The organism is Ruegeria sediminis, from assembly GCF_005938215.1.
Classification (GTDB): Bacteria; Pseudomonadota; Alphaproteobacteria; order Rhodobacterales; family Rhodobacteraceae; genus Ruegeria; species Ruegeria sediminis.
In genome coordinates this window covers 593,187-616,899 of sequence record NZ_VCPD01000003.1, presented here as the reverse complement: position 1 = coordinate 616,899, position 23,713 = coordinate 593,187, and the positions used below count along the sequence as shown (strand labels likewise).

Below are 23,713 nucleotides of genomic sequence, written 5' to 3'. Positions count from 1 at the left end.
GAACCGCGTCCCGGGTATGCCTGTTGGATCGTCTCTGATGGGAAACGGGTACGACAACCCGCGGGAATTGCGGCACAATTCCGGGGCAAAAAACACCACTGCAGTGAGACGGGCATGGGTGGCGGGGAGACAGGGATTCGAACCCTGGGAAGGCTCTCACCTTCAACGGTTTTCAAGACCGCCGCATTCGACCACTCTGCCACCTCCCCGGTGCAGGCCGTGCATGCACTTAGGCGGTTCTGCACAAGTCCGCAAGGGGAAACGATTTCGGAAGAGCCAGGTTGCCGTGCCGATGGCGGACAACCTGTGAGAACCCGTTTTCCGTTCCACGGGCAACGGGTCCAGAACTGGTGCAGGAACGCTGACGAATTTCACCGCGAATTGGAAACCGCGCACGATCGATTGCGCGCTGCGCTGAGCAATTCACCAGATCGATATTCATGGGATTATGGTACCGCCTCCCTGGCTTGAACAGGGGACCTCTGGATCCACAATCCAGCGCTCTAACCAACTGAGCTAAGGCGGCACTTGTGTGGGGCGATGTAACCAACGCGTCCCGGGATTGCAAGTGGATTATAGCCGAATTCTCCAGCTTTGCTCCACAAGATCGACCCCGAAGGAATGCACCGGTTTGCTCTCTGTCAAATGCCAACCGAAAGCCGCGTAGAGGGCGCAGGCGGCCCGATGGCTTTCATGTGTCCAAAGCTCCATGTCGCGGTATCCGGCATCGCGCGCGAAATCCATGCACGTCCGCAGCAGGCTTTTTCCCAGCCCCATACCTCGCGCCTTGGGATCCACCAGAAACAGGCGCAACTTGGCCGTGGGCCCGGTCGCGGCGACGCAAAATATGCTGCCAAGCCTGTGCCCACTGCCTTCGGCGATCCAGCCCCTTTCGCGGTCCGGGTCGTGGCCGGCAACGAAGTCGTCCAGAATCCGGGCCACCAAAGGCGCAAAGGTGTGGTCAAACCCTTCGTCGCGGGCATAGAGCGTGCCGTGGCGTTCCACCAGCCATGGGGCGTCATCCGGGCGAAAGGGGCGCAGCATTGGTTCGGTCATGCATTATCAGAACGCGAAGGACGCTTGATTCTCAACCCTTTGCGGAGTAGCAGGAACGCTCATTCCGGAGGGTGGCATGGGTATCAATACCGAGCGCGACATCGAAGCGAACCTGCAGATCGGCCCGACCGACAAGGGCATGGTTCGCCTGTACGTCGAAGCCGAGGGCGTCGAGATCCCGATGGATTTCGACCCCGAAGAAGCCGAGGAAATCGCGGAAGAGATACGGGCAGCCGCGCAAGCCGCCCGCAGCATGAAAGGCTGAACGCTACAGACGCGGGTCGCGCAACGTCCTGAGCCGCCGCGCCGCGTCCATTGCAAATTTCTGGATCATCTTCTTGCGCCGTGCCGGGGCTATCTTGTCCTCGGGCCCCATGCGGATGATTTCAGCGTCATAGGCATCGGCAATGATCAACCCGGTTCGCGTCGGCAGCAGATCGGTCGGAAACTCGATATCCACGGCCCAGAAGAAGCGGTCGCACCAGTCCAGATACCCTTCCCATTTTGAGTCCGCCTGATAGTCGGCGCGGCAAGACTTGCATTCGATCACCCAAAGTTCGCCCTTGGGGCCGAGCCCCATCACATCCACCCGAAGCCCCCGCGCCGGCACGAATTCCTCAACGGAAACAAAGCCGTGGCTAGCGAGGTGACGTGCCACACCGCGCGCGAGCTTCTGTCCGGGCTGCAAATCCAGAGTCATGGATGTAACGTGAACAATAAGTGAACAAAAATCAAGGGTGCGGCGACTTGGGCCGCGCAGCAGCGCTCGAGCAAGGATCTTATGGACGATGGAAACAACTGTTCGCGCCTGCCCCTTGTAGAAACCCGCGATTGGCCCTAATTAGGCGGGTGGCGGGTTCTGCCCTTCTCGTGTCAGGCAGCATTCCGGTGGCCTTAAACATTTCCGAGGGAGCCGGCTCTGTTCAGGTCCTGGCCTGATTACCTGGCGCCCACCTGTACATGCAGGTCCTCGGGAATCAACGCCCCACGGTTGACCGGCGGTCCCGCCACTTTTTCGTTCCGGTCACCTGGCGCCGTCAATCACACCCGGATGTATACCCGACAATGCACCTCTGCCTTCAATCGCTTTGGGGTACGGCCATCTTGATAAAGCTCTCATCATACATCGCAAAATCATATCGCCGTCTTCCGTCCCATTGCGGTAGGTATTCGTCGAAAAGCTTGTTCTTCTCATCATGCGCAACGGGCACCTTCAAATCGGCTTCTGCAAAGCCAACGCCGAAAGTCAGAACCTGGCTTGCCTGGTATCGTCCGGCGGCGTTCAACACCGCATGATGCAGAAGCACATGTTCCAAGTGCCCATACTCACCCACGGAATTATGTGTGATAACGATGGAGGGATTGCATTTTTTCATTGTGGCCAGAGCCGTCTCCGACAAGGCGCCAAATAGCGGGTGCCGCCTGAGAGGGCGTATGATCTCGACCGCGCCTTGGCCTTCCTGCTCAGGCTTCCGAATGAAGCGTCTGAGTCTGGGGTGATCCTGTTCAACCGCGAAAGGGTACTGTATACACTCCGCCCCGAGATGCTCGCAGACCCGTCGCAAAGTGGCTTCACGTGTGTGAGTATCCCGGCGATTTGGGGCCGGTCGAAAGAAACTTGCTACGGTGATTTCGGCATGCCCTTTGAGGCGAGACAAGAGCGAACCGCAAAACAAGGTCTCGTCGTCCTGATGCGCGACACAAACAAGAAGACGCTGGTTCTTCAGCGCCTCGAGCGTAGAAAGTTCCGAAGCGCGTTTTTGGCCTATTTCAAGCACCTTGTAGTTGCGGCTTTCAATTTCCGCAAACTCTGGCCTGTTCACTGGCCTAGCCATCCCTTCACTCAACAAACGATCTGAACTTTCGCGGACGTGACCGTTGACAAAGTCCCCCTGCATGAGAAAGCACTGCTTGGCGAGACCGGGCCACGCGGCCCGAACTTCGGCATACCTGTTCTTCTTTTGGGCGTCCAAGTGCAGAAAACCGATTGGTCCGAACGGGTTCTCTTTTACCGCTTGAGTGAGACCGTCGATTGAATCCGCCATATACAATCGGACCCGGTCAGGAAATCGCCGCTCGAGCCACCGGAACGCGATCGGCACGAAGATGTGCACGGGCGGCCACGAGGGCATGAGACGTTGCCCCAAGTCGATCCCTATGTAGCGCAGCTTTGGATTGGAATGGAGAGCCAGAAGTGCCGCATGTCCACCCGCAACACCAACCTCGGCAAAACATTCGACTTCTCGAGAAATCAGGTTGATGGCACGGCGCTTGCCTTCCATCGCGGGCGCAAACTCAGCCTCGTGAAACCGGTGTTGCATATGGGAAAAAAACACGTTCCCGTTTTTCGCCACCGGCTCCCCCTGCTCCGAGAGCCCTTCCGCTATTGCAAGGTTCAGTTGGGATAGATCATTTTCAAAGCTTTTTGATGCCAGCACTTCTTCATACGTGGGGAGTTCCAAGGTCGTTTCTCGTAACTAGACACTAAGAAACGCTATGTGCACAACCGAATTTAGTTCTGTCAACCGGATGTGTTTCCAGTTGGTATCGGCCAGCAAGATTTCACGAAAAGATACGGCAAGAGCATTTTTGCTTCATGCCTCGGCAAAGCTGCGCGAAACAAGTACCGACAGGATAGTTGTCACCGCATGGGGTATGCGGGGAAAGGAAAGAACTCTGCTTGGGCGCGCTCTATTTGTGGAACTGTTTGACGAGAACAGGCTTCAGCGCATGAGCGACCGGCGTGCCGCCGCGGGGACCTTCCGGTTTTTCGGCCAAGCTCATGATCGCCCAGGCGAATTGCACTCCGGCAAAGACGATACCGTTCATGAACCACAGCATTGCCAGCGCGATCAACCCGCTGTCCGAGCTGAAAATCAAGCCGCGCAGGTTGGCCACGTTCAACAGCAGGAGCGCCGCGATGAATACCGCCGAGATGGCAAATCCGATTGCGACCTGGGTGATGTAGAGGCGGATCAGTTTGGGCATGGCGAGTCTCCTTGCGCTCTGGCATTCAGTTTAGCGCATATTTGACCCGGGTAAAGCGTTCGGGGCTGTTTCAGAATGCCTCGGGCCGGGCTTCGCGCGCCATGTGATCCAGTACGGCGTTGACGAATTGCGGCTCGCGACCCTCGGGGAAGAAGGCGCGGGCGATGTCGACGAACTCGTTGATGACCACTTTGGGCGGCGTGTCGCTTTGTGTCAGTTCGGCGCCCGCCGCGCGAAATGCCGCACGCAGCGTTGGATCGATCCTGGCGATCGGCCATTTCGCCACCAGCGCCCGGTCGGTCATCTGATCGATCGGCGCCTGGTAGTTCACCGCGTCATCGACCAGTTTGCGGAACAGCGACACGTCGCCTTCGATCATCTCCTGCCCTTCGTAAACCTCACCGAACCGGTGATCCAGAAACTCGCTCACCACCTGCTCGATGGTCTGGCCCGACCGCTCCATTTGGAACAGGGCCTGCACGGCATAAAGCCGCGCCGCGGATTTCATCATGCGTTTCCGGCTGACCGGTTTGGGCGCTTCTGTTCGTGTCATGCAGTAGTGGATCCGTTGCTGTCGCCCGCCACGAGGATGGACTCGGACGGCGGTTTGAATCCGACGCCCTCCTTGGAAGCGCCCCACTTACGGCTGAGCGCGATCAGATGCAAGGCCGCAGCCGCGGCTCCGCCACCTTTGTTCATCTGCGCCGGGTCCGCGCGCACCTCGGCCTGCGGACGGTTTTCCACCGTCAGGATGCCGTTGCCGATGCAGAGCCCCTGAAGCCCCATCAACTGGATCGCCCGACTGGAATCGTTGCAGACCGTGTCATAGTGGGTGGTCTCTCCGCGGATCACGCAGCCCAGCGCGACGTAGCCGTCGAAGTTGCACTGGCGATCGGCCATTGCGATGGCCGTGGGCACTTCCAGGGCACCCGGCACTTCGACGATTTCCCAGCTGCCGCCCGCAGCCTCGATCTCGGCCTTGGCGCCGGCCACCAGGTTGTCGGCGATGTCCTTGTAATAGGGCGCCACGACGATCAGCAGTTTCACCGGTTTGTCGAATTCCGCGCGCGGCAGGATGTAGTGGGTTTCGCGTCCAGCCATGATCACTTGTCCTTCAGGATCGGTCGGGTCCCGACTATGGAAAGCCCGAAGGCATCCAGACCCAGGTACTTTGTTTGAGGTGAATCGGTCAGCAGCACAAGCTCATGCAGTCCGAGATTGGAAAGGATCTGCGCCCCAAGACCTGTCTGTTTGATGGTCCGCGGCCCTTCCTCCTCGCTGGCATACAGCGAATGACGCGGTTCGCGGAACAGGCACACCACGCCGCGCCCCTCGGCGGCGATCTTTTCCATCGCGCGCGGCAGTTCCCGCGCGGATTTGGGACCCAGCCCCAGGACATCGGAGGCCTCGTGCAACGCGTGGGTACGGGTCAGAACCGGTTCCGGCGTGGTGATGTCGCCCTTGATCATCACCACATGCTCTACGCCGTGGGTCTGGTCGGTGAAGATCCGCAATTCCCATTCGCCGCCGAATTCCGATGTGACACTCTCGCGCGAGGTTTCGACCACCAGGTTGTCGTTGCGCGAGCGATAGGTGATCAGGTCGCTGATGGTGCCGATCTTCATCCCGTGTTCGCGGGCGAAATCCACCAGATCGGGCAGCCGAGCCATGGTTCCGTCGGGCTTCATGATCTCGCAGATCACGCCGGCGGGATTGAGCCCCGCCAGCCGCGAGATGTCCACCACCGCCTCGGTATGCCCTGCCCGCACCAGAACGCCGCCGCGCTTGGCCCGCAGCGGGAAGACGTGACCCGGCGTTGCAAGATGCGCCATGGTGTTCTGCTCGTTGATCGCGGTCGCGACGGTCAGCGCACGGTCGGCTGCGGAAATGCCGGTACTGACCCCTTCGCGCGCTTCGATCGAAACGGTAAAGGCGGTTTCATGCCGCGAAGAGTTGTTCACCGCCATCATCGGCAGGCCCAACCGTTCGATCCGCTCGGCGGTCATCGGCAGGCAGATCAGGCCGCGCCCGTGGGTGGCCATGAAGTTGATCGCCGCCGCATCGGCGAACTCGGCGGCAATGCAAAGATCGCCCTCGTTCTCGCGGTCTTCATGATCGACAAGGATGTACATCCGGCCCTTGCGGGCCTCTTCGATGATCTCCTCGATCGGGCTGATCGCGTCGCGCAACTGGGCCTCTACCGGGCCGGGGGTCTCAAAGCTCATGGGGCAGCCTTTCGCAGAGAATGTCTCGCAAGGCGGGATAGACCACAAGCGCCGCAAAGACCAGACCGCAAACGGCATTGACGGGGCTGGACGCGGCGTTGCCGCGGGCGGTAGCGTGCGCCGAACGAATGAGGAGAACGCCATGCGCCTGTCCCGCATGATCACCGCGGTCGAAGCTCATGCCGAGGGCGAACCCGGCCGGGTCATCACCGGCGGCCTGCCGCACCTGCCCGGAAATTCGGTCTTTGAAAAGATGCGATGGATGCAGTCCAACCTGGACGAGGTCCGGTTGATGATGCTGCGCGAGCCGCGCGGAAATCCGGGCCTCTGCTGCAATGCGCTGGTGCCGCCCTGCGATCCGGCGGCAGATGCGGGCTTCATCATCATGGAGCAGACGGAATACCCGCCCATGTCCGGCTCGAACACGATCTGCGTCGTGACGGTCCTGCTGGAAACCGGCATCCTGCCGATGGTCGAACCGGTGACGGAACTGACCCTCGAAGCGCCCGCCGGGCTGATCCGGGTTCGGGCGGAATGCCGGGACGGAAAGGTTACACGGGTCGAGTTTCGCAACGTGCCCGCTTTCGCCGTTCACCTGGACGCCCCTGTCGAGGTCGCTGGGCTGGGCACTGTCACCGTCGACGTGGCCTGGGGCGGCATGTTCTTCGTACTGGCCGAGGCCGCGAAACTGGGTGTTTCGCTGGACGCCAACAACGGCGCCGAAATCGTCCGGGTTTCAGAGGCGATCCGCCACGCGACGGTGGAACAGCTTCCCGTATCGCACCCCGAGAACCCGGCGATCACCGGACCGACGATCACCAATCTTTGGGGGCCGCCCGTCGCAACCGGCACCCAAGGACGGGGTGCGATCACCATTTCCACGGGGCCTTTCGATCCGGCGCGCCCGCAGGATGCCTCGGGAATCCTGGACCGCTCGCCCTGCGGCACCGGAACCTGCGCCAAGATGGCGGTTCTGCACGCTCGGGGGATGCTGGGCGTGGGCGAGGCATATGTCAACGCGGGGCCACTCGGCACAACCTTCACCGGCCGCATCGTCGAAACGACGACCGTCGGCCCCTACCCCGCCATCGTACCGACCCTGTCCGGCCAGGCCTGGATACACGGCACCGCGAACTGGACGCTGGATCCAACCGATCCGTTCCCGTCGGGCTATACCGTCGGGGATATGTGGTGACGTTCACCCGGTACGGTCAAACGGCCTCGGCCAGCCTCGCCACGTAACGGGCCAGCGTGTCGATTTCCAGGTTCACCTGATCGCCGACCGAAACGTCGCCCCAGGTGGTCACTTCCTTGGTGTGAGGAATGAAGTTGATGCCGAAGTCGCATCCGTCGACGTCGTTCACGGTCAATGAGGTTCCGTTAAGCGCCACCGAGCCTTTCGGCGCGATGAACCGCGCCAGGTCCTTCGGGGCGCGCAGGGTCACGCGGGTGCTGTCTCCTTCGTCCTTGACCGCAACAACCTCGGCCACGCCGTCCACGTGACCCGAGACGATGTGGCCGCCCAACTCGTCGCCAACCTTGAGCGCCCGTTCAAGGTTGACGCGCTTGCCGACCTTCCAACCGCCGAGATTGGTCTTGGATACGGTTTCGGCGCTGATTTCCACGTCGTACCAGTCGTCGCCCAGCGCAATTACCGTCAGGCAAACGCCGTCGCTGGCGATCGACGCCCCGATGTCGATTGAGGCGGTGTCGTATCCGGTCCCGATCCGCGCGCGAAGATCGCCGCGCTGCTCAAGTTCGATCACCGTGCCGACATCGGTTACGATCCCAGTAAACATCCTGTTAACCCTCGTAGGTCTAGCGTTCAGGGCTGAGGTAACGGTATAGATGGATGCGGGCAAGCCCTGCCTTGCCAGCAATTCCCACGGCGTCCTGAAATTCGAACCGAACAAATGCCGAAAAGGACCGAGCAGCGGGCCATGTCCCGGGAAGCCCTGAAATCCGCGCCTCCGGCCGCGGTCCGCGTCTTTCTGTTTCTGCAGGGCCCGCACGGCCCGTTCTTTGACGCGCTCGGCCGCATGTTGCGAAAATCCGGCGCCGACGTCCGGCGCGTCGGCTTCAACGCCGGCGACCGCGCCTTCTGGTTCGACAGAAAAAGCTACATCCCCTTTCTGGGACATCCCGAGGTTTGGCCTTCTTTTTTCGACGGGCTCGTGACCGATCTCGGCGTCACCGACATCGTTCTTTATGGCGACACCCGCCCCATTCATGCCCGGGCGGTCGAAATCGCGCGATCCCGGGGCGTGGCGGTCCATGTCTTCGAAGAAGGGTATCTGCGTCCCTGGTGGATCACCTACGAGCGGGACGGATCCAATGGCAACTCGCGCCTGATGGCGATGGGAGTCGATCGGATGCGTCAGGCGCTGACACATTCGGACGCCGAGGCGCCGCCACCTCCTTCGCACTGGGGCGACATGCGCCAACACGTCTTCCATGGCGCGCTCTACCACTGGTTCGTGATGTTCGCGAACCGCAAGTACCGAAACTTCCGTCCGCATCGCGCGCTGACGGTATCGCAAGAGTTCGGCTTGTATTTCAGACGTCTACTGCTGATGCCCGTGCACAGGCTGGAACGCGCATGGGCGACCGCCCGTGTCCGGCGCGGCGGTTATCCGTACCACCTCGTCCTGCTGCAACTGGCGCATGACAGTTCGGTGCAAAGCCACTCGGATTATTCCTGCATGACCGAGTTCCTGGAACAGGTCGTCGGCGGTTTCGCCAAGGGCGCCCCGCGGCACCACCACCTTGTCATCAAGGAACATCCCCTTGAAAACAACACCGCCCCGCTGCGCCGGGAAATTCGGCGATTGGTGCGTCAGCACGGGCTGCGGGGCCGCGTGCATTACGTGCCGGGCGGAAAACTGGCGACACTGCTCGATGACGCACGTTCGGCCCTGACGATCAACTCGACCGCCGGCCTGCAGGCGCTCTGGCGAGGCATCCCATTGCGGGTTTTTGGCCGCTCGGTCTACGCCAAACCGGAATTCGTCTCGACGCAGCCGGTCGAGGAATTCTTCGCCAATCCGCAACAACCCGACGGTCCGGCCTACCGCACCTACCGGCGCTATCTGCTGGCGACCAGCCAGGTTCCCGGAGGCTACTATTCGCGCAGGGGACGGCAGCAGTTGCTGCGCCGGGTGATCGACATGGTGCTGCGGCCCGAAGATCCCTACGAGGCGTTCGAAACCGGAACATCGACTCCCGAGCCACAGTTGCGCCTTGTGAAATGACCAGCCCCGGTCCGAGACTGGATGTTCCAATTCGAACTGGATAGATTGGCCGCAGAATCCTTGGCGGAAACAAGAAACAATAATGTTTGAGGAAACCCGGCAGTGAAATCCTACCCTGCAGTTTGGGCGAAGCGGTTCGCCTTGCTTGTCGCATGTGGACTTGTGGCCGCCTGCCAACTGCCGAAATCCGGCCCAAGCAAGAACCAGATTCTCGCCGGTTCCGTTCAGGACGGCGGCAATGCCTTCGTAGTGGCCGTAGATGACCGCGTGGCCCGCGCTGCTGCCGCCGTGCCTGAGCTCGGTTTCAATTCCTCTTTCCGGAGCGCGGCCAGCCTGACCGCCGATACCGTGCGTCCGGGCGACGTGCTGGGACTGACAATCTGGGAAAACGTAGATGACGGCCTGCTGGCCGGAGAAACCGGCAATCAGACTGCGCTGGAAGAAGTGCAGGTGGACAGCGACGGCTACATCTTCGTGCCCTATGCCGGGCGCGTACGCGCCTCGGGCAACACGCCCGAGCAGCTGCGGGAGTTGATAACCTCGAAGCTGCAGGAACAGACGCCGGATCCGCAGGTGCAGGTGCGCCGCATCGCCGGCGACGGATCCACCGTGTCGCTGACCGGCGCCATCGGCGCGCCGGGCGTCTACCCCATCGAGCGCCCGACGCGGACCCTGTCCAACATGCTCGCGAAAGCGGGCGGTGTGGCGGTGGCCCCCGAAATCGCGCAGGTGACCGTCATCCGCGGCGATCAGAGGGGCACGGTCTGGTACGAGGACGTGTTCAAGAACCCCAACCTCGATATCGCCCTGCGGGGTGGCGACCGCATTCTGGTCGAAAAGGACAAACGCAGCTATACGGCGCTTGGCGCAACCGGCAGCCAGGCCCGTGTCGCGTTCGACAGCCAGGATCTGTCCGCACTTGAGGCGCTGGCGCAGGTCGGCGGCCTGCTGTCCCTGTCCTCGGACCCGACGGGCGTCTTCATCCTGCGCGATGAGACGCAGGACATTGCCCGGCAGGTGCTGGGACGGGCGGACCTTCAGGGGGAACAGCGCATGGTCTACGTGCTGAACCTGACAGGACCCAACGGCCTGTTCGTCGCACGCGACTTCGTGATCCGCGATGACGACACGATCTACGTCACCGAAGCACCTTACGCACAATGGACCAAGACAATATCGCTGGTCGCCGGCGGTCTGACGCCCTTTGCCAATGTCGCGACCCTGACAGGCAGTTGAGGCCGTGATCGCTGACGAAAACCCTGCAGCCGGGTGCGAACGCTCCCGGCTGTTTGTTTTCAACGGCGGCTTTCTGACCCAAGGGCGCATTCGCAGAATTCTGGACCTGAGCGGGTATGATATCCGGCTGGGCCTGCCGGGTCCGGGTGACATGGTCGGCATCTGGGGAAACAGCCCGACCGCACATCGCGGCCGCGGTATCGCGGCAACCCGAAATACGCCCCTGCTTCGGGTCGAGGATGCGTTCCTCAGATCGCTCCAGCCCGGGCGCAGCGGCGAACCGCCGCTCGGGCTTTTGCTGGACCGCTCTGGCGTCCATTTCGATCCCGAGCAACCCTCGGACCTGGAACGGATGCTCGGCAGCCACCCGCTCGACGACACCGCCCTGCTCGACCGCGCACGGGGCGCGATGGAGCGGATGCGCGAACTGCAGCTGAGCAAGTATTCCGCCCATGATCCGGACATTCCCGCGCCGGAGCCCGGTTACGTGCTGGTCGTGGATCAGACCCGCGACGACGCGGCGGTGACCGCCAGCGGCGGCACCGAGGCGTTGTTCCGCGAGATGCTGGTTGCGGCGCAGGTGGAAAACCCCGGCGCGCGCGTGCTCGTCAAGTTGCATCCCGAAACGGCCGCGGGATACCGTTCCGGCCATTTCTCGGCACAGGACGCGACCGAACGCGTCACCCTTCTGGACCAGGCGATCAACCCCTGGTCGCTGCTTGAAGGGGCCGTGGGCGTCTATACCCTGTCGTCCCAGTTCGGCTTCGAGGCCATATTGGCGGGGCACAAGCCTCGCGTCTTCGGCGACCCCTTCTATGCTGGATGGGGCCTGACGCACGACGAAAACCCCCTGCCCCGCCGACAACGGAACCTGACCCGCGCGCAACTGTTCGCTGCCGCGATGGTGCTTTACCCAACGTGGTACGACCCCTATCGCGACACGTTGTGCGAACTGGAAACGGTGTTGGACACGCTCGAGGCCCAGACGAGAGCCTGGCGCCAGGACCACCGGGGTTGGACCGCCGCGGGCATGAGGGTCTGGAAGCGACCGCATTTGCAGAAATTCTTCGGCCGGCACAAAAAGATTCGCTTCACCGAATCGCCCGATCCAGCCGGTCTGCGGCCCCATATGGTTTGGGCCAGCCGGGCCGGACCCGACGACGGGGTTGTCCGGGTCGAAGACGGTTTTCTGCGCTCGCGCGGTTTGGGCGCACAACTGGTGCCGCCACTGTCGCTGGTGACCGACGATCAGGGCATTTACTATGACCCGACGCGTCCCAGCCGCCTTGAAACCCTGATCGCCGCCCGCGAAGCCCTCCGCCCGGACCAGCAGCTTCGCGCGGAACGGCTGGTCGCGCGCCTCGTGCGCGAGGGCCTGAGCAAATACAATGCCGGCGGGCCGTGCCCTGAACTTCCCAAGGGCCACCGCATCCTCGTGCCAGGTCAGGTCGAAGACGACGCCTCGATCCTCAAGGGCGCCGGCGAAGTGAAGACGAATCTCGGGCTGCTGCGCCGGACGCGCGAGGCGAACCCCGGGGCCGTGATCATTTACAAGCCACACCCGGATGTCGAAGCCGGGCTGCGAGACGGCGCCATCGTCGACGAAGATTTGGCGGATGTCGTCGCCACGAACTCCGATCCCGCCGCGTTGCTGGCGCAGGTGCAGGAGGTGTGGACCATGACGTCCCTGACCGGGTTCGAGGCGTTGTTGCGCGGGGTCCGCGTCACCACGCTCGGCGCGCCTTTCTATGCAGGTTGGGGCCTGACACAGGATCTGGGCGCGGTGCCTGTTCGGCGTGGCGCCCGGCCATCGTTGCTGGGCCTCGTCCACGCCGCGCTCATTGACTATCCGCGCTACCTGGACCCCGTGACTGGCCTTCCTTGTCCGGTCGAGGTTGCCATCGATCGGCTTGCGGCCGGGAAACCCGCGCATACCGGGCTGCTCAACCGGCTGCTCTCCAAGGCGCAGGGCGTTTTTTCGACCCATGCGCACCTCTGGCGCTGACGGTCTGTTTTACCTTCAGCCGAGCGCGCGGCTCCAATGATGCAGGATGTCCGGACCGACCGCCCGCGTTTCGACAAGTTCGAACCGGGGCGCGTCTTCAAGCCGGTTCAACCCCAGCACGCCGATCGCGGGAAGTCCTTCGGCGCCGATCGCCAGCCCGGCCGAAAAGCCGACAAGCTCATCCACAAGGTCGTCGGCCAGCAGCGAGGCGGCCAAGGCCGACCCGCCCTCGCAAAAGACGCGTGTAAGCCCTGCATTCCCAAGCTGCTGAAGTAAATCCGCCGTGTCGATCTGCGAACCGTGAACGGCACAGGGCACGAGGCGCGCGCCCAGCCCTTCCCACGCCCTGGCGCGCTCGGAATCCGCGCCTGGACCGTGGCAAAGCCAGACGGGGTTTTCCTTCGCCGTCCGGGCCAACTGACCCATCAGCGGCAGATCCAGGTGCCGGGACACGACCACGCGCACCGGTTGATGCGCCACGCCGATGTCCCGCACGGTCAGCGAAGGATCGTCGGCGCGCGCGGTGCCGGCGCCCACCATCACCGCATCGTGGCGCGCACGCATCGCATGCACAGCGCGACGCGCCTCGGGACCCGTGATCCATTTGCTCTGGCCGGTCGCCGTGGCGATCCGGCCATCGAAACTGCTGGCCAGCTTCAATGTGACCAGAGGGCGCCCCTGTTCCGTTTTCAGGAAGAACCCCGCGTGATCCCGCGCCGCCTGATCGCGCAATACCCCTGTCGTCACCTTGATCCCCGCCTCGCGCAGCATGGCGATGCCCTGGCCGGCGACGCGCGGATCACTGTCCTCCACAGCGCAGACGACGCGTGCCACCCCGGCAGCGATCAGCGCCTCGGCGCAAGGAGGGGTGCGCCCATGATGCGCGCAAGGTTCGAGGGATACATAGGCCGTGGCGCCCCGTGCCGCCTCGCCGGCCTGCGCCAGCGCCTCGGTTTCCCCGTGCGGCCGGCCACCCGGCTGCGTCCAGCCGCGCCCTACGATGCGGCCGTCGCGCACGATGACGCAGCCGACGGCCGGGTTGGGCCAAGACGTGCCTTGGCCGCGCCGACCCAGCGACAGGGCCAGCGCCATGAATCGGTTATCTTTTTCGCTCACTCTTCGGTCGATGGCTGCGGCGGTCGCAATTCGTGAACGAAATCCTCGAAATCATCGGCCGCCTGGAAGTTCTTGTAGACGCTTGCAAAGCGAACATAGGCCACAGTGTCGATCCGCGCCAGAGCTTCCATCACGATCTCGCCGATCCTGCTCGACGGAATGTCGGTCTCGCCCATGCTTTCCAACCGGCGGACGATCCCCGAGATCATCTGGTCGATCCGCTCGGGATCGATGGGCCGTTTCTGCATCGAGATGCGGATCGAACGCTCCAGCTTGTCGCGGTCGAAATCCTCGCGCTTGCCGTTCGACTTGATGACCACCAGGTCACGCAACTGCACCCGTTCATAGGTGGTGAAGCGCCCGCCGCACGCCGGACAGAACCGTCGCCGCCGTATCGCCACGTGGTCCTCTGCCGGCCGTGAATCCTTAACCTGAGTGTCGATGTTTCCGCAAAACGGGCAGCGCATCCGCCGTCTCCTCGTCCCTTGTCCGCCTCTTTTTGTGAGTGCTTCGGCCCACTTATCCACAACTATAGGGCAGCCGCTAGGGTTTGGGTAGAAGGAATTTCAAACCGCTAGATAAAGGGCGTCATCCGAGGTGCGCCATGACCTTGCGAGTATGTGGCGAGCGTCTGTGTTCAAAGAGAAAAACCCCCTGCCAGGTACCCAGTGCCGGAACACCTCCGCTCACCGGTATCGACAGGGATACCGGCATCATCACCGCCTTGATGTGCGCCGGCATGTCGTCCGGCCCTTCGTATGTGTGACGCAGGTAGGACATGGACGGGTGATCCGAGTGCGGCACCAACCGTTCAAAGAACGCCTGCAGGTCGGTCTGCACTTCGGGGTCGGCATTTTCCTGTATCAAAAGCGAGCAGGACGTATGGCGCACGAAAAGAGTCAACAGACCGTCGTGGCCGCAGGGGCGCAGCCAATCCCGCACCTGCGAAGTGAATTCGTAAAGGCCCTGCCCCCGTGTGGAAATCAGGAATTCGTGCTGCATGACTGGCTATTGCGCTCAAATGTTGAGGTGATGCAATTCCGATTCAGAACCGGGCCGGGAACGGATCGCAATACGCGTTCGCCTGTTGCACCGACATGCTGTCGCCCGCCTGCAACCCGCTTCGGAAGCCGCCGCTCTCCAACGGGGTTACGCCTGCTGCCTGCGGATTGAGCGTGAACTGCACCGCAGTCTTGCGCCCCGTGGTCACGCTTGGGCCGTACCCACGCGCTATGTAGATTCTGTCCTGCCACCCTGCTCCCAATACGCGGCGGGCATAGTCAGACGCGCTGCACCAGTAAAAATTGGTATTGCTGCGGCCACGCGGGATCACTTCGAAAACGGCATTGTCCACCTGATTGACCCGGTAGCCATTCGCGGAACTGAAGGCCTGGGCCTGTGTCGCCAGAACAAGGGTCGTTGCGGTAACGGTGATGCCTATGAATTTGAACATCCTGCAAACCTTCCCTGAAATCATGTGACCGAAAGCCTAGAACGAAACCGTCTGATGTCACAGGGGAATTCACGGATATTTGCGACAGCTTACCAGCACCCAACCCGCTTGGCCGGTTGGTGACGTGGCAGAAGGAAAAAGGCGCCTTGAACGAGGCGCCTTTGAATTTACTGATCCAGGAATGACCGCAGCTTGCGCGATCGGCTGGGGTGTTTCAGCTTGCGCAGCGCCTTGGCCTCGATCTGGCGGATCCTTTCGCGGGTCACGCTGAACTGCTGCCCCACCTCTTCCAGGGTATGGTCGGTGTTCATGCCGATCCCGAAGCGCATCCGCAGAACCCGCTCCTCGCGCGGGGTGAGCGACGCCAGCACGCGCGTGGTAGTCTCCTTGAGGTTTTCCTGAATGGCGCTGTCGAGCGGCAGAACCGCGTTCTTGTCCTCGATGAAATCGCCCAGCTGGCTGTCCTCCTCGTCCCCGATCGGGGTTTCAAGGCTGATCGGCTCCTTGGCGATCTTCATCACCTTGCGGACCTTCTCCAGCGGCATCTGCAGCTTTTCGGCCAATTCCTCGGGCGTCGGTTCGCGGCCGATCTCGTGCAGCATCTGGCGGCCGGTGCGGACCAGCTTGTTGATCGTCTCGATCATGTGCACCGGAATACGGATGGTGCGCGCCTGATCCGCGATGGACCGGGTGATCGCTTGACGGATCCACCAGGTCGCATAAGTCGAGAACTTGTAGCCGCGGCGGTACTCGAACTTGTCCACCGCCTTCATCAGGCCGATGTTACCTTCCTGAATGAGATCAAGGAATTGCAGGCCGCGGTTGGTGTATTTCTTGGCAATCGAGATCACTAGGCGCAGGTTCGCCTCGACCATTTCCTTCTTGGCCTGGCGCGCCTCTTTCTCGCCCTTCTGGACCTGGGCGACGATGCGGCGGAACTCCGAAATGTCGAGACCGACATACTGCCCAACCTGCGCCATGTCATTGCGCAGTTCTTCGACCTTGTCGGACGAGCGTTCGATGAACATCTGCCAGCCGCGTCCGGGCTTGTCGGACATGTCGCTCAGCCAGTTGGGGTCCAGTTCGCGCCCGCGATAGGCGTCGATGAACTCGCGGCGGTTGATACGGGCCTGGTCGGCCAGCTTGACCATCGCGCTGTCCAGCGACATCACCCGCTTGTTGATGCCGTAAAGCTGGTCGATCAGCGCCTCGATCCGGTTGTTGTGCAGGTGCAGCCCGTTCACCAGCTCCACGATCTCGGACCGCAGCTTCTGGTAGGTGGCCTCGTCCTTGTCGCTGAACGATCCGTCTTCGTTCAGCGTGGCCGAGATCCGGTTGTCCTGCATCGAGCTGAGCTGGGCGAAATCGGTCGAGATCCTTTCAAGCGTCGTCAGCACACGGTCCTTGAGCGCGGCTTCCATCGCGGCCAGCGACATGTTGGCCTGATCGTCTTCCTCGTCGTCGTCGTCGCTCGTGATCGGGTTGCCGTCCGCGTCCAGTTCCGGCCCGGATTCCTTGGCCGGTTTGGCCGACTGCACGGCCGACGGGTCGACCACCGGCTCATCGGCATCCTCGTCCATCTGGTTGCCGAACGTGGCTTCCAGGTCGATCACGTCGCGCAGCAGAATGTCTTCCGAGAGAAGTTCGTCGTGCCAGATCGTGATGGCCTGGAACGTCAGCGGGCTTTCGCACAGGCCCGCGATCATCGTGTTGCGTCCCGCTTCGATCCGCTTGGCGATAGCGATCTCGCCTTCGCGGCTCAGCAGTTCGACGCTGCCCATCTCGCGCAGATACATGCGCACCGGATCGTCGGTCCGGTCCAGTTTCTCGGTCTGCGCACCGGCAAGCGCGACATCGCGGTTGCTGTCGGTGGTCACCAGGTCGGTCGAGCCTTTGTCGTCGCCTTCCTCGGCCTCCTCATCCTCGATGATGTTGATGCCCATTTCGCTGAGCATCGACATCACGTCCTCGATCTGCTCCGAGCTGACCTGGTCGGGCGGCAGCACCTGGTTGAGCTGATCGTAGGTGATGTATCCTCTCTCGCGGGCCTCGGCGATCATCTTCTTGACCTGGGCCTGGCTCATGTCCAGCGAGATTTCCTGTTCCTGCTCGTCGGATTTGGTTTCCTCGGTCGTGTCCTTGGCGGCCATTCAGTGCTCCTGCAGGGATGGGTGATTCGTTGGAACCGAATCATTAGCGCGAAGAATTGATTCGGCCACCCGTTTACCCGTTTTTCTTTGGCTGTTCCTCTGGAAAACGCACGCTCACCGGCGCTTCCGCTCAAACTTGATGCCGGACATGATCGCCTCGAAGGCCTGACGTTCATCGCGATTTATCCTCGCGCCGTTGTCCGCAACGTCAAAAATGGCCTTGTCCTCGTTCTGGCTGCGACTGGCGCGGTTTCGCTGTTCCGCGGCCTGTTTCAGCCGCCATGTCAACGCTTCATCGGCCAAATCGGACAATTCCTCCTCGGCTTCTGCAATCTCGGCATCGAGCCCGCGTTGTGCCTGGAGTTTTGCGAGTTCTTCGGCCAGGGTCATCTCGGCCAGTTCGACGTCGCCGGGTCTTCGCACACAGGGGCTTATTGCCACATGGCGAAGCCCCAACAGGTTTTCAAGGGGTTCGGCCCCAACGGAGTCCACGATGTGGTCTTTCAGGTTGTCCGGATCATCGATCGCGTGGCGCAGGATCGCTTCGCGAAGGGCCGCGTGGTCCGGATCGCGGCAGTCCATTTCCTCAAGCTGTTGCTCGAACTGCACGACGACCGCCGGGGTCGAGATCGCCGCGGCCAGAATGACCGCTTCGCGCATACGGGTCTGCGCATCCTCGCCGGACGCGGCCAGATAGGATGTCCGGACACCGGCGGTAGCCGGCGCTTTCTCGGGTTTCCACGCGCCACGCGGCTGCCACCCTCCGGGGCGCGGCTGCCGCTTGGGGCGGAACAACTGCCAGCGCAGATCCTTGATCTCCTGCCCGTAGTGGGTCCGGATCGAAGGGTCGCGGATCAGCTTGATCTTCTCGCGTAGCGCCTTGTCCAAGGCGGCCTTGCGCTCGGGGCTGTCGAAAACCTTGCCCTCGGTTTCGCGTTGCCACAACAGCTGGACCATGGGAATTGCCCGCTCCAGAACGGCCTGCACGGCGCCGGGACCTTCGGCCCGGATCAGGTCATCGGGATCCTTGCCCTCGGGCATCAGCGCAAAACGCACCGACTTCCCCGCTTGCAAAAGCGGCAGGGCCAGGTCGATCACGCGCATCGCCGCGCGCAGCCCGGCGGTGTCGCCATCCAGCGCGATGACCGGCTCGTCCGCGATCCGCCACAAGAGTTGAAGTTGATGCTCGGTGATCGCGGTCCCCAGGGGCGCCACGGCAGCGCCGAACCCCGCTTCGGACAGTGCGATCACGTCCATGTATCCCTCGGCCACGATCAAGGGCTGTCCCTGCCCAGCAGCCTGACGCGCAGGTCCGTGATTGTACAGGCTTCGGCCCTTGTCGAAGAGGTCGGTTTCTGGAGAGTTCAGGTATTTGGCGCCGTCATTCGGGTCCATCGCCCTGCCGCCAAAGGCGACGCAGCGCCCGCGCACGTCGCGGATTGGGAACATGATCCGGTTGCGGAACGTGTCATAGGGCTTGCCCCCCTTGGTCGAAGGCTTGGCCAGTCCCGCGCCCAGGATCAGTTCCTCGGCCACGTTCTTGCCCCGCAGGTGATCCCACAGGTTCTGCCAGCCGTCCGGCGCGAAGCCGATCTCCCACCGGTCCATCGACTGGCCCGTCAACCCGCGGCGCGTGATGTAGTCCCGTGCCGCGGTACCGGCGCCTGTGCTCAGTTGCAGGCGGAAGAACTGCACCGCCTGCTCCATCACCTCGGCCAACTGAGTCCGGCGATCCTGCTTTTCCTGCGCCTTGGGATCGCGGGCAGGCATGGTCATCCCGGCTTCGCGGGCCAAAATCTCCACCGCTTCGATGAACGAGACGTTCTCGGTCTCCTTCACGAAACTGATCGCGTCGCCCTTGGCGTGGCAACCGAAGCAGTAATAGTACCCTTTGCGGTCGTCCACGTGGAACGAGGCCGTCTTTTCGTGGTGGAAGGGGCACGGCGCCCACATGTCGCCCTTGCCCTGATTGGACTTGCGCGCGTCCCACATGACCTTGCGCCCGACGACCTGAGACAGACTCAGGCGGGTGCGCAACTCATCCAGGAATCCCGGGGGCAGTGACATGTGCTAAATCTGGCAGAAACGGAAACGCTCGCCAAGGACCCGGCGCGCATTGTCCACAGTCAAATTCGCGAATGTGGATCAAGGCTGCTTGAGACACAGCTCCAGCCAGGCCGCACCCAGGTCCTTTTCACGCACGTCGCGCATCTTTTGTTCGTAAACCCAGGGCGTGATCAGCGGGATGGCGGCATTGTAGTTTTCGGGCCAGGAAGGGTTCGTGTCGGCAATTGCCTGCGGCACCTGCCGCTCCTTCACCCGGTCCAGCCGCGCCTGCTGGATCGCGGCCACCACATCCGCCTGGTACTGGCAACTCTGTTGCTTGGTTTCGGCGGCGGCCAGGGGCGAGGCCAGCAGGGTGGCGGCAAGGGCAAGGCGGAACATCAGGCGGTCTCCCGGAATCATTGCAATGTGGCGCGCGCAGCTTAACCGCGCGCGGCCACACCTTCCATCGCCGTTTTCAGATCATGCACAAGGGTCTCGGCCATCGAACGGAAGACCATGATCTGGAACGCAGTGTCGCCGACCCGCGTGATCGATGCCGTCATGTGGAACAGCAGGCTGCGCACCGTGTGCCCGCGCTTGAAATGGGCGGCCCGCAGATCGACCGGAACGAGGCGCGCCAAAACGTCCTCGGCCCCTTCGCCCTCAAGCCGGACGACGGCCCAGGCATCCGACTGATCCACGATCGCGGCATGTTCGCTCAACGTGGCATCCGGAACCGGCCCGATCAGCATCGCCTGCCCGTGCCCGAACCAGACGGCGCGTGACCCGGCCCGCCCGGTGGCGCGATTGGCAGCCGGGTAGCCCATGCCATGCGCGGCCTTCAACGCCTCGGACAGTGCTTCTTCGCAGCCCTTGTACGGTGCGACCGAGGTCATCACCCCCGGTTCCTCTTCGGTCAGCGTCACCGAACCAACGGTCAGCGGCAGCAACCCTTCGCAGGGGCTTTTGGCAATCAGCTTATCCACGCACACGCCCTCCCTCGGGGTCAAAGAAGATCGGGTTCACCACTTCGCAAAGCGTCGTTACCCCGCGCAACCCATCCACCATCTTGACCGTCTCGCCATGCCGCTCCGGCCCATCGGCCAGAAACGCCAGCCCGATCATGTGGCCGAGGGTCGGCGAGTAGCAGACCGATGTCACATAGCCCTGATCGTTGACGCGCCTGGGCTCGGCTTCCTCCTTGTAGAGGTGCGCGCCGGCCAGCAACTGCTTGCTTTCTCCGATCGGCTTCAGTCCCACCAGCCGCTCGCGGCCGGTTTCCTCGAGACCTGGACGCTGTGACATCGTCTTGCCGATGCAGTCCTTTTTCTGCGAGACCATCCTCTCCATGCCGATGTCGTAAGCCGTGGTCCGGCCGTGGATCTCGGCATGGGTGATGTGGCCTTTTTCGATCCGCAGAACGTTCAGCGCCTCCATCCCGTAGGGCCCGCCGCCCAGCGCCTCGGCGCGCTTGGTCAGCACGTCGTAGAGGCTTGCGCCATAGCGCGACGGCACCGCGATCTCGTAGGCATGTTCGCCCGAGAAAGAGATCCGGAACAGCCGCCCTTCGATGCCCAGCACCTTGACCGGGCCACAGGCCATGAAGGGCCAGTTCTGATCGCTCAGCGGCTCATCCAGCAGATCGTTCAGCAAATCGCGCGATTTCGGGCCGGCGACCGCAAACTGCGCCCATTGCTCGGTGACCGAGGTAAAGCACACGTCCAGATCCGGCCTCAGCCCCTGATGCACAAACTCCAGATGTTTCATCACCTCGCCCGCCGCGGCGGTGGTGGTGGTCATCAGGAAGTGCTGCTCGCCCAGCCGCGCGGTGGTGCCGTCGTCCATCACGTATCCGTCCTCGCGCAGCATCAGGCCATAGCGCGTGCGCCCCACCTTCAGCGTCGAGAACATGTTGGTGTAGACGAAATCAAGGAACTCGCCCGCGTCCGGGCCCTGGATGTCGATCTTGCCCAGAGTCGAGACATCGCAAACGCCGACCGCCTCGCGCACCATCCGCACTTCGCGGTCGCAGGAGTCCCGCCAGGTGGTCTCGCCCGCCTTCGGAAAATAGCTCGGGCGATACCAGAGTCCCGCCTCGATCATCGGCGCGCCGCGCGCGATGCTTGCCTTGTGCGACGTGGTGAAGCGCTGCGGCTTGAACCCCTTGCCTTCGGCCCCCGCACCCAAGGCAGCAATGGCCACCGGAGAATACGGTGGACGGAAGGTCGTGGTGCCCGTCTCGGAAATCCCGCGCCCGGTGGCATCCGCCAGCACCGCAAGGGCCGCCACGTTCGAGTTCTTGCCCTGGTCGGTCGCCATACCTTGCGTGGTGTAGCGCTTCATGTGCTCGACCGACCGGAAATTCTCGACCGCTGCCTGCTTCACGTCCTTGACAGTGACATCGTTCTGGAAATCGAGCCAGGCGCGCCCTTTGCCCGGAACCGCCCAGAGTTGCGCGATTTCGTAGGCCGAGTCCTCGGCCTTCGGCGCGGACATCTCCGGCACCTTGAACCCGAGATCGCCTAGCACCTCGCCCGCGGCGGCAATGCCTTCGCGCAGACAGGCCGCGGTCGAGAAGGACCCGTTGCAGGCGCCCGCCGTGACCATTCCGGGGATCGCGCCCGGTGTCGGTACGAAGGCGGCGATGTCGCGCTGCCAGGTCGGGCGGCCGTTCATATGGCAGGTCAGGTGCACAGACGGGTTCCAGCCGCCGGTCATCGCCAGGCAGTCGGTCTGGATCCGTTCCTCGCCGCTCGCCCGGCGGACGGTGATGGCCTCCAGCCCCTTGCGACCGGCGCTTCCGCAGACCTGCGCCCCCCGCAGGACAGGGTAGTCATCCGACATGGGCGCGTCGTGGCGGCTGTCGATCACTGCCGCCACATGCACGCCCGCATCGAGCAGATCGCGCGCGGTGCGGTGGATGTCATTGGTGTTGCCGAACACGGTCACGTTCTTGCCCGCACTGACGCCCCAGCGGTTCAGATAGGCCCGCACCGCCCCCGCCGTCATGATGCCGGGGCGGTCGTTGTCGCGGAACGCGACCGGCCGTTCCAACGCCCCGGCCGCCAGCACCGAGCGTTTGGCGACGATGCGCCAGAAGGTCTCGAGCGGCGCGCCGTGCGGTCGGCGCCCGTCATGGTGAAGAACACGCTCCAGCGCGGCAAAGGTCCCGTGATCATAAGCGCCGGCCACGGTGGTCCGCGTCATCAGGCGCACGTTGTCCATCGATCTCAGTTCGGCCAGAACCTCGTCCACCCAGACATGCCCCGGCTTGCCATCGACCTCGTGGGTTTCCGCCAGCAGACGGCCACCCATCCGGCTGTCTTCGTCGGCCAGGATCACGTCGGCACCGGCCCGCCCCGCCGACAGCGCCGCCATCAGGCCCGCAGGCCCCGCGCCGATCACCAGGAGGTCGCAGAACGCAAACGCGCGTTCGTACTTGTCAACATTGCCCTGCCCCGACAACGCCCCAAGCCCCGCCGCGCGCCGGATGGCCGGCTCATAGACCTTTTCCCAGAAGCTCTTGGGCCACATGAAGGTCTTGTAGTAAAACCCGGCGCCAAAGAACGGCGCCGCCAGATCGTTCATCGCCAACAGATCGAAATTCAGCGACGGCCACCGGTTCTGGCTGCGCGCATCGAGCCCGGCGTAGATCTCTTGCACCGTGGCGCGCACGTTCGGTTCCTGCGCGGCGCCGTGGCCGACGGTGACCAGTGCATTCGGCTCCTCGCTGCCCGCCGTCAGCACCCCGCGCGGACGGTGGTACTTGAACGACCGCCCCATCATCCGGATGCCGTTCGCCAGCAGCGCCGAGGCCAGCGTGTCGCCCTCGCAGCCCGAGTACCGAACGCCGTCGAACATGAACGGGATCGACTTGGAGCGATCGACCAGCCCCTTTCCCTGTATCCTCATGACCGCGCCTCCGATGCGAGTTGCGTACCCAGAACCTCGTGCGTCACTGTATTTCGCGCCACCACGATCCAGGCTCCGCAACCGCCCTCGTGATACCAGAGGTCGCGGGTCTCGCCCGCGGGGTTCTCGCGCAGAAAGACGAAATTGTCCCACGCCTCTTCGCCCGCGTCCGGAGCCGGACGTTCCAGGTCGGTGGCCGCTCCGCGATAATAGAATTCCCGGCGATCCCGCTCGCCGCAATGCGGACAGGTGATCCTCATGGCCGCGCCCCCTGC

The 23,713-nt window shown here is 62.9% G+C and carries 23 protein-coding genes and 2 tRNA genes; 5 read left to right on the top strand and 20 right to left on the bottom strand.

Annotated elements, in window-relative coordinates:
• Positions 1-119 precede the first annotated feature (119 nt).
• From FGK63_RS11495 to FGK63_RS11485, 3 genes are all read right to left on the bottom strand, one after another.
• A tRNA-Ser gene (locus tag FGK63_RS11495) sits at positions 120-209 on the bottom strand.
• Between the two features lie 240 nt (positions 210-449).
• Positions 450-526: transfer RNA gene (locus FGK63_RS11490), tRNA-His, on the bottom strand.
• A gap of 47 nt (positions 527-573) precedes the next feature.
• The gene (locus tag FGK63_RS11485; RefSeq protein ID WP_138842278.1) at positions 574-1,056 is read right to left on the bottom strand and encodes a GNAT family N-acetyltransferase; all 483 of its coding nucleotides are present in this window, start codon (positions 1,054-1,056) and stop codon (positions 574-576) included.
• Between the two features lie 76 nt (positions 1,057-1,132).
• On the opposite strand from FGK63_RS11485, the gene FGK63_RS11480 reads away from it, so the two are divergent.
• The gene (locus FGK63_RS11480; RefSeq protein ID WP_138842276.1) at positions 1,133-1,321 is read left to right on the top strand and encodes a DUF6324 family protein; all 189 of its coding nucleotides are present in this window, start codon (positions 1,133-1,135) and stop codon (positions 1,319-1,321) included.
• Between the two features lie 3 nt (positions 1,322-1,324).
• Here the strand turns inward: FGK63_RS11480 and FGK63_RS11475 are convergent, their stop codons facing one another.
• From FGK63_RS11475 to ribB, 6 genes are all read right to left on the bottom strand, one after another.
• The gene (locus tag FGK63_RS11475; protein WP_138842274.1) at positions 1,325-1,756 is read right to left on the bottom strand and encodes an MmcB family DNA repair protein; all 432 of its coding nucleotides are present in this window, start codon (positions 1,754-1,756) and stop codon (positions 1,325-1,327) included.
• Between the two features lie 379 nt (positions 1,757-2,135).
• Positions 2,136-3,518 carry a PIG-L family deacetylase gene (locus FGK63_RS11470; RefSeq protein WP_138842272.1) on the bottom strand — a complete coding sequence of 461 codons (1,383 nt, stop codon included), beginning with the start codon at positions 3,516-3,518 and terminating at the stop codon, positions 2,136-2,138.
• Between the two features lie 229 nt (positions 3,519-3,747).
• Entirely contained in the window at positions 3,748-4,044 is a 297-nt protein-coding gene (locus FGK63_RS11465) for a hypothetical protein (protein WP_138842270.1), read from the bottom strand.
• 70 nt (positions 4,045-4,114) lie between these two features.
• On the bottom strand, positions 4,115-4,597 hold the full coding sequence (gene nusB / locus FGK63_RS11460; RefSeq protein ID WP_138842268.1) for a transcription antitermination factor NusB: 483 nt from the start codon (positions 4,595-4,597) through the stop codon (positions 4,115-4,117).
• Positions 4,594-5,145: a 6,7-dimethyl-8-ribityllumazine synthase gene (locus tag FGK63_RS11455; protein WP_138842266.1), complete on the bottom strand. Its 552-nt coding sequence runs from the start codon at positions 5,143-5,145 to the stop codon at positions 4,594-4,596. The genes nusB and FGK63_RS11455 overlap by 4 nt, the downstream gene beginning before the upstream one ends.
• Positions 5,146-5,147: 2 nt before the next feature.
• The gene (gene ribB / locus FGK63_RS11450) at positions 5,148-6,269 is read right to left on the bottom strand and encodes a 3,4-dihydroxy-2-butanone-4-phosphate synthase (protein WP_138842264.1); all 1,122 of its coding nucleotides are present in this window, start codon (positions 6,267-6,269) and stop codon (positions 5,148-5,150) included.
• 142 nt (positions 6,270-6,411) lie between these two features.
• Between ribB and FGK63_RS11445 the strand changes: the two genes are divergently transcribed.
• Positions 6,412-7,464, top strand: coding sequence for a proline racemase family protein (locus FGK63_RS11445; protein WP_138842262.1), 1,053 nt, complete (start codon positions 6,412-6,414; stop codon positions 7,462-7,464).
• Between the two features lie 16 nt (positions 7,465-7,480).
• Here FGK63_RS11445 and FGK63_RS11440 read toward each other — a convergent pair whose 3' ends face one another.
• Positions 7,481-8,068, bottom strand: coding sequence for a riboflavin synthase (locus tag FGK63_RS11440; protein ID WP_138842260.1), 588 nt, complete (start codon positions 8,066-8,068; stop codon positions 7,481-7,483).
• Positions 8,069-8,209: 141 nt separating this feature from the next.
• Here FGK63_RS11440 and FGK63_RS11435 point away from each other — a divergent pair, with 141 nt between their 5' ends.
• The 3 genes from FGK63_RS11435 (at position 8,210) to FGK63_RS11425 (ending at position 12,761) form a co-directional block, all read left to right on the top strand.
• Positions 8,210-9,520, top strand: coding sequence for a capsule biosynthesis protein (locus tag FGK63_RS11435; RefSeq protein ID WP_138842258.1), 1,311 nt, complete (start codon positions 8,210-8,212; stop codon positions 9,518-9,520).
• Positions 9,521-9,622: 102 nt separating this feature from the next.
• A complete protein-coding gene (locus FGK63_RS11430; RefSeq protein WP_138842256.1) occupies positions 9,623-10,756 on the top strand; it encodes a polysaccharide biosynthesis/export family protein in 1,134 nt (377 codons plus the stop codon).
• Between the two features lie 4 nt (positions 10,757-10,760).
• On the top strand, positions 10,761-12,761 hold the full coding sequence (locus FGK63_RS11425; protein ID WP_246044012.1) for a capsular polysaccharide biosynthesis protein: 2,001 nt from the start codon (positions 10,761-10,763) through the stop codon (positions 12,759-12,761).
• Between the two features lie 15 nt (positions 12,762-12,776).
• Here the strand turns inward: FGK63_RS11425 and ribD are convergent, their stop codons facing one another.
• From ribD to FGK63_RS11375, 10 genes are all read right to left on the bottom strand, one after another.
• Positions 12,777-13,877 carry a bifunctional diaminohydroxyphosphoribosylaminopyrimidine deaminase/5-amino-6-(5-phosphoribosylamino)uracil reductase RibD gene (gene ribD / locus FGK63_RS11420; protein WP_138842254.1) on the bottom strand — a complete coding sequence of 367 codons (1,101 nt, stop codon included), beginning with the start codon at positions 13,875-13,877 and terminating at the stop codon, positions 12,777-12,779.
• Positions 13,874-14,344: a transcriptional regulator NrdR gene (gene nrdR, locus FGK63_RS11415; RefSeq protein ID WP_138842252.1), complete on the bottom strand. Its 471-nt coding sequence runs from the start codon at positions 14,342-14,344 to the stop codon at positions 13,874-13,876. The genes ribD and nrdR overlap by 4 nt, the downstream gene beginning before the upstream one ends.
• A 121-nt stretch (positions 14,345-14,465) precedes the next feature.
• Complete coding sequence (locus FGK63_RS11410; RefSeq protein ID WP_138842250.1) at positions 14,466-14,879, bottom strand: secondary thiamine-phosphate synthase enzyme YjbQ; 414 nt, start codon at positions 14,877-14,879, stop codon at positions 14,466-14,468.
• Positions 14,880-14,922: 43 nt separating this feature from the next.
• The gene (locus FGK63_RS11405) at positions 14,923-15,330 is read right to left on the bottom strand and encodes a hypothetical protein (RefSeq protein ID WP_138842247.1); all 408 of its coding nucleotides are present in this window, start codon (positions 15,328-15,330) and stop codon (positions 14,923-14,925) included.
• Between the two features lie 167 nt (positions 15,331-15,497).
• Positions 15,498-17,480 (bottom strand): RNA polymerase sigma factor RpoD, encoded by a 1,983-nt coding sequence (gene rpoD, locus FGK63_RS11400; protein WP_138842245.1) that lies wholly within the window; start codon positions 17,478-17,480, stop codon positions 15,498-15,500.
• Positions 17,481-17,594: 114 nt separating this feature from the next.
• Positions 17,595-19,547: a DNA primase gene (dnaG, locus tag FGK63_RS11395; RefSeq protein WP_138842244.1), complete on the bottom strand. Its 1,953-nt coding sequence runs from the start codon at positions 19,545-19,547 to the stop codon at positions 17,595-17,597.
• Positions 19,548-19,625: 78 nt separating this feature from the next.
• Positions 19,626-19,925, bottom strand: a complete 300-nt coding sequence (locus FGK63_RS11390; RefSeq protein ID WP_138842242.1) for a hypothetical protein — start codon at positions 19,923-19,925, stop codon at positions 19,626-19,628.
• 41 nt (positions 19,926-19,966) lie between these two features.
• The gene (locus FGK63_RS11385) at positions 19,967-20,512 is read right to left on the bottom strand and encodes a sarcosine oxidase subunit gamma (protein ID WP_138842240.1); all 546 of its coding nucleotides are present in this window, start codon (positions 20,510-20,512) and stop codon (positions 19,967-19,969) included.
• On the bottom strand, positions 20,505-23,438 hold the full coding sequence (locus tag FGK63_RS11380) for a sarcosine oxidase subunit alpha family protein (RefSeq protein ID WP_138842239.1): 2,934 nt from the start codon (positions 23,436-23,438) through the stop codon (positions 20,505-20,507). The genes FGK63_RS11385 and FGK63_RS11380 overlap by 8 nt, the downstream gene beginning before the upstream one ends.
• The gene (locus FGK63_RS11375) at positions 23,435-23,698 is read right to left on the bottom strand and encodes a sarcosine oxidase subunit delta (protein WP_138842237.1); all 264 of its coding nucleotides are present in this window, start codon (positions 23,696-23,698) and stop codon (positions 23,435-23,437) included. Before FGK63_RS11375 ends, FGK63_RS11380 begins: the two co-directional genes overlap by 4 nt.
• Between the last annotated feature and the right edge of the window lie 15 nt (positions 23,699-23,713).

What these genes read in the sequence shown, in the direction of transcription:
- FGK63_RS11485 (WP_138842278.1), bottom strand. Translation starts at nt 1,056, where the DNA reads ATGACCGAACCAATGCTGCGCCCCTTTCGCCCGGATGACGCCCCATGG.
- FGK63_RS11480 (WP_138842276.1), top strand. Translation starts at nt 1,133, where the DNA reads ATGGGTATCAATACCGAGCGCGACATCGAAGCGAACCTGCAGATCGGC.
- FGK63_RS11475 (WP_138842274.1), bottom strand. Translation starts at nt 1,756, where the DNA reads ATGACTCTGGATTTGCAGCCCGGACAGAAGCTCGCGCGCGGTGTGGCA.
- FGK63_RS11465 (WP_138842270.1), bottom strand. Translation starts at nt 4,044, where the DNA reads ATGCCCAAACTGATCCGCCTCTACATCACCCAGGTCGCAATCGGATTT.
- nusB (WP_138842268.1), bottom strand. Translation starts at nt 4,597, where the DNA reads ATGACACGAACAGAAGCGCCCAAACCGGTCAGCCGGAAACGCATGATG.
- FGK63_RS11455 (WP_138842266.1), bottom strand. Translation starts at nt 5,145, where the DNA reads ATGGCTGGACGCGAAACCCACTACATCCTGCCGCGCGCGGAATTCGAC.
- ribB (WP_138842264.1), bottom strand. Translation starts at nt 6,269, where the DNA reads ATGAGCTTTGAGACCCCCGGCCCGGTAGAGGCCCAGTTGCGCGACGCG.
- FGK63_RS11445 (WP_138842262.1), top strand. Translation starts at nt 6,412, where the DNA reads ATGCGCCTGTCCCGCATGATCACCGCGGTCGAAGCTCATGCCGAGGGC.
- FGK63_RS11440 (WP_138842260.1), bottom strand. Translation starts at nt 8,068, where the DNA reads ATGTTTACTGGGATCGTAACCGATGTCGGCACGGTGATCGAACTTGAG.
- FGK63_RS11435 (WP_138842258.1), top strand. Translation starts at nt 8,210, where the DNA reads ATGTCCCGGGAAGCCCTGAAATCCGCGCCTCCGGCCGCGGTCCGCGTC.
- nrdR (WP_138842252.1), bottom strand. Translation starts at nt 14,344, where the DNA reads ATGCGCTGCCCGTTTTGCGGAAACATCGACACTCAGGTTAAGGATTCA.
- FGK63_RS11410 (WP_138842250.1), bottom strand. Translation starts at nt 14,879, where the DNA reads ATGCAGCACGAATTCCTGATTTCCACACGGGGGCAGGGCCTTTACGAA.
- FGK63_RS11405 (WP_138842247.1), bottom strand. Translation starts at nt 15,330, where the DNA reads ATGTTCAAATTCATAGGCATCACCGTTACCGCAACGACCCTTGTTCTG.
- rpoD (WP_138842245.1), bottom strand. Translation starts at nt 17,480, where the DNA reads ATGGCCGCCAAGGACACGACCGAGGAAACCAAATCCGACGAGCAGGAA.
- dnaG (WP_138842244.1), bottom strand. Translation starts at nt 19,547, where the DNA reads ATGTCACTGCCCCCGGGATTCCTGGATGAGTTGCGCACCCGCCTGAGT.
- FGK63_RS11390 (WP_138842242.1), bottom strand. Translation starts at nt 19,925, where the DNA reads ATGTTCCGCCTTGCCCTTGCCGCCACCCTGCTGGCCTCGCCCCTGGCC.
- FGK63_RS11380 (WP_138842239.1), bottom strand. Translation starts at nt 23,438, where the DNA reads ATGAGGATACAGGGAAAGGGGCTGGTCGATCGCTCCAAGTCGATCCCG.
- FGK63_RS11375 (WP_138842237.1), bottom strand. Translation starts at nt 23,698, where the DNA reads ATGAGGATCACCTGTCCGCATTGCGGCGAGCGGGATCGCCGGGAATTC.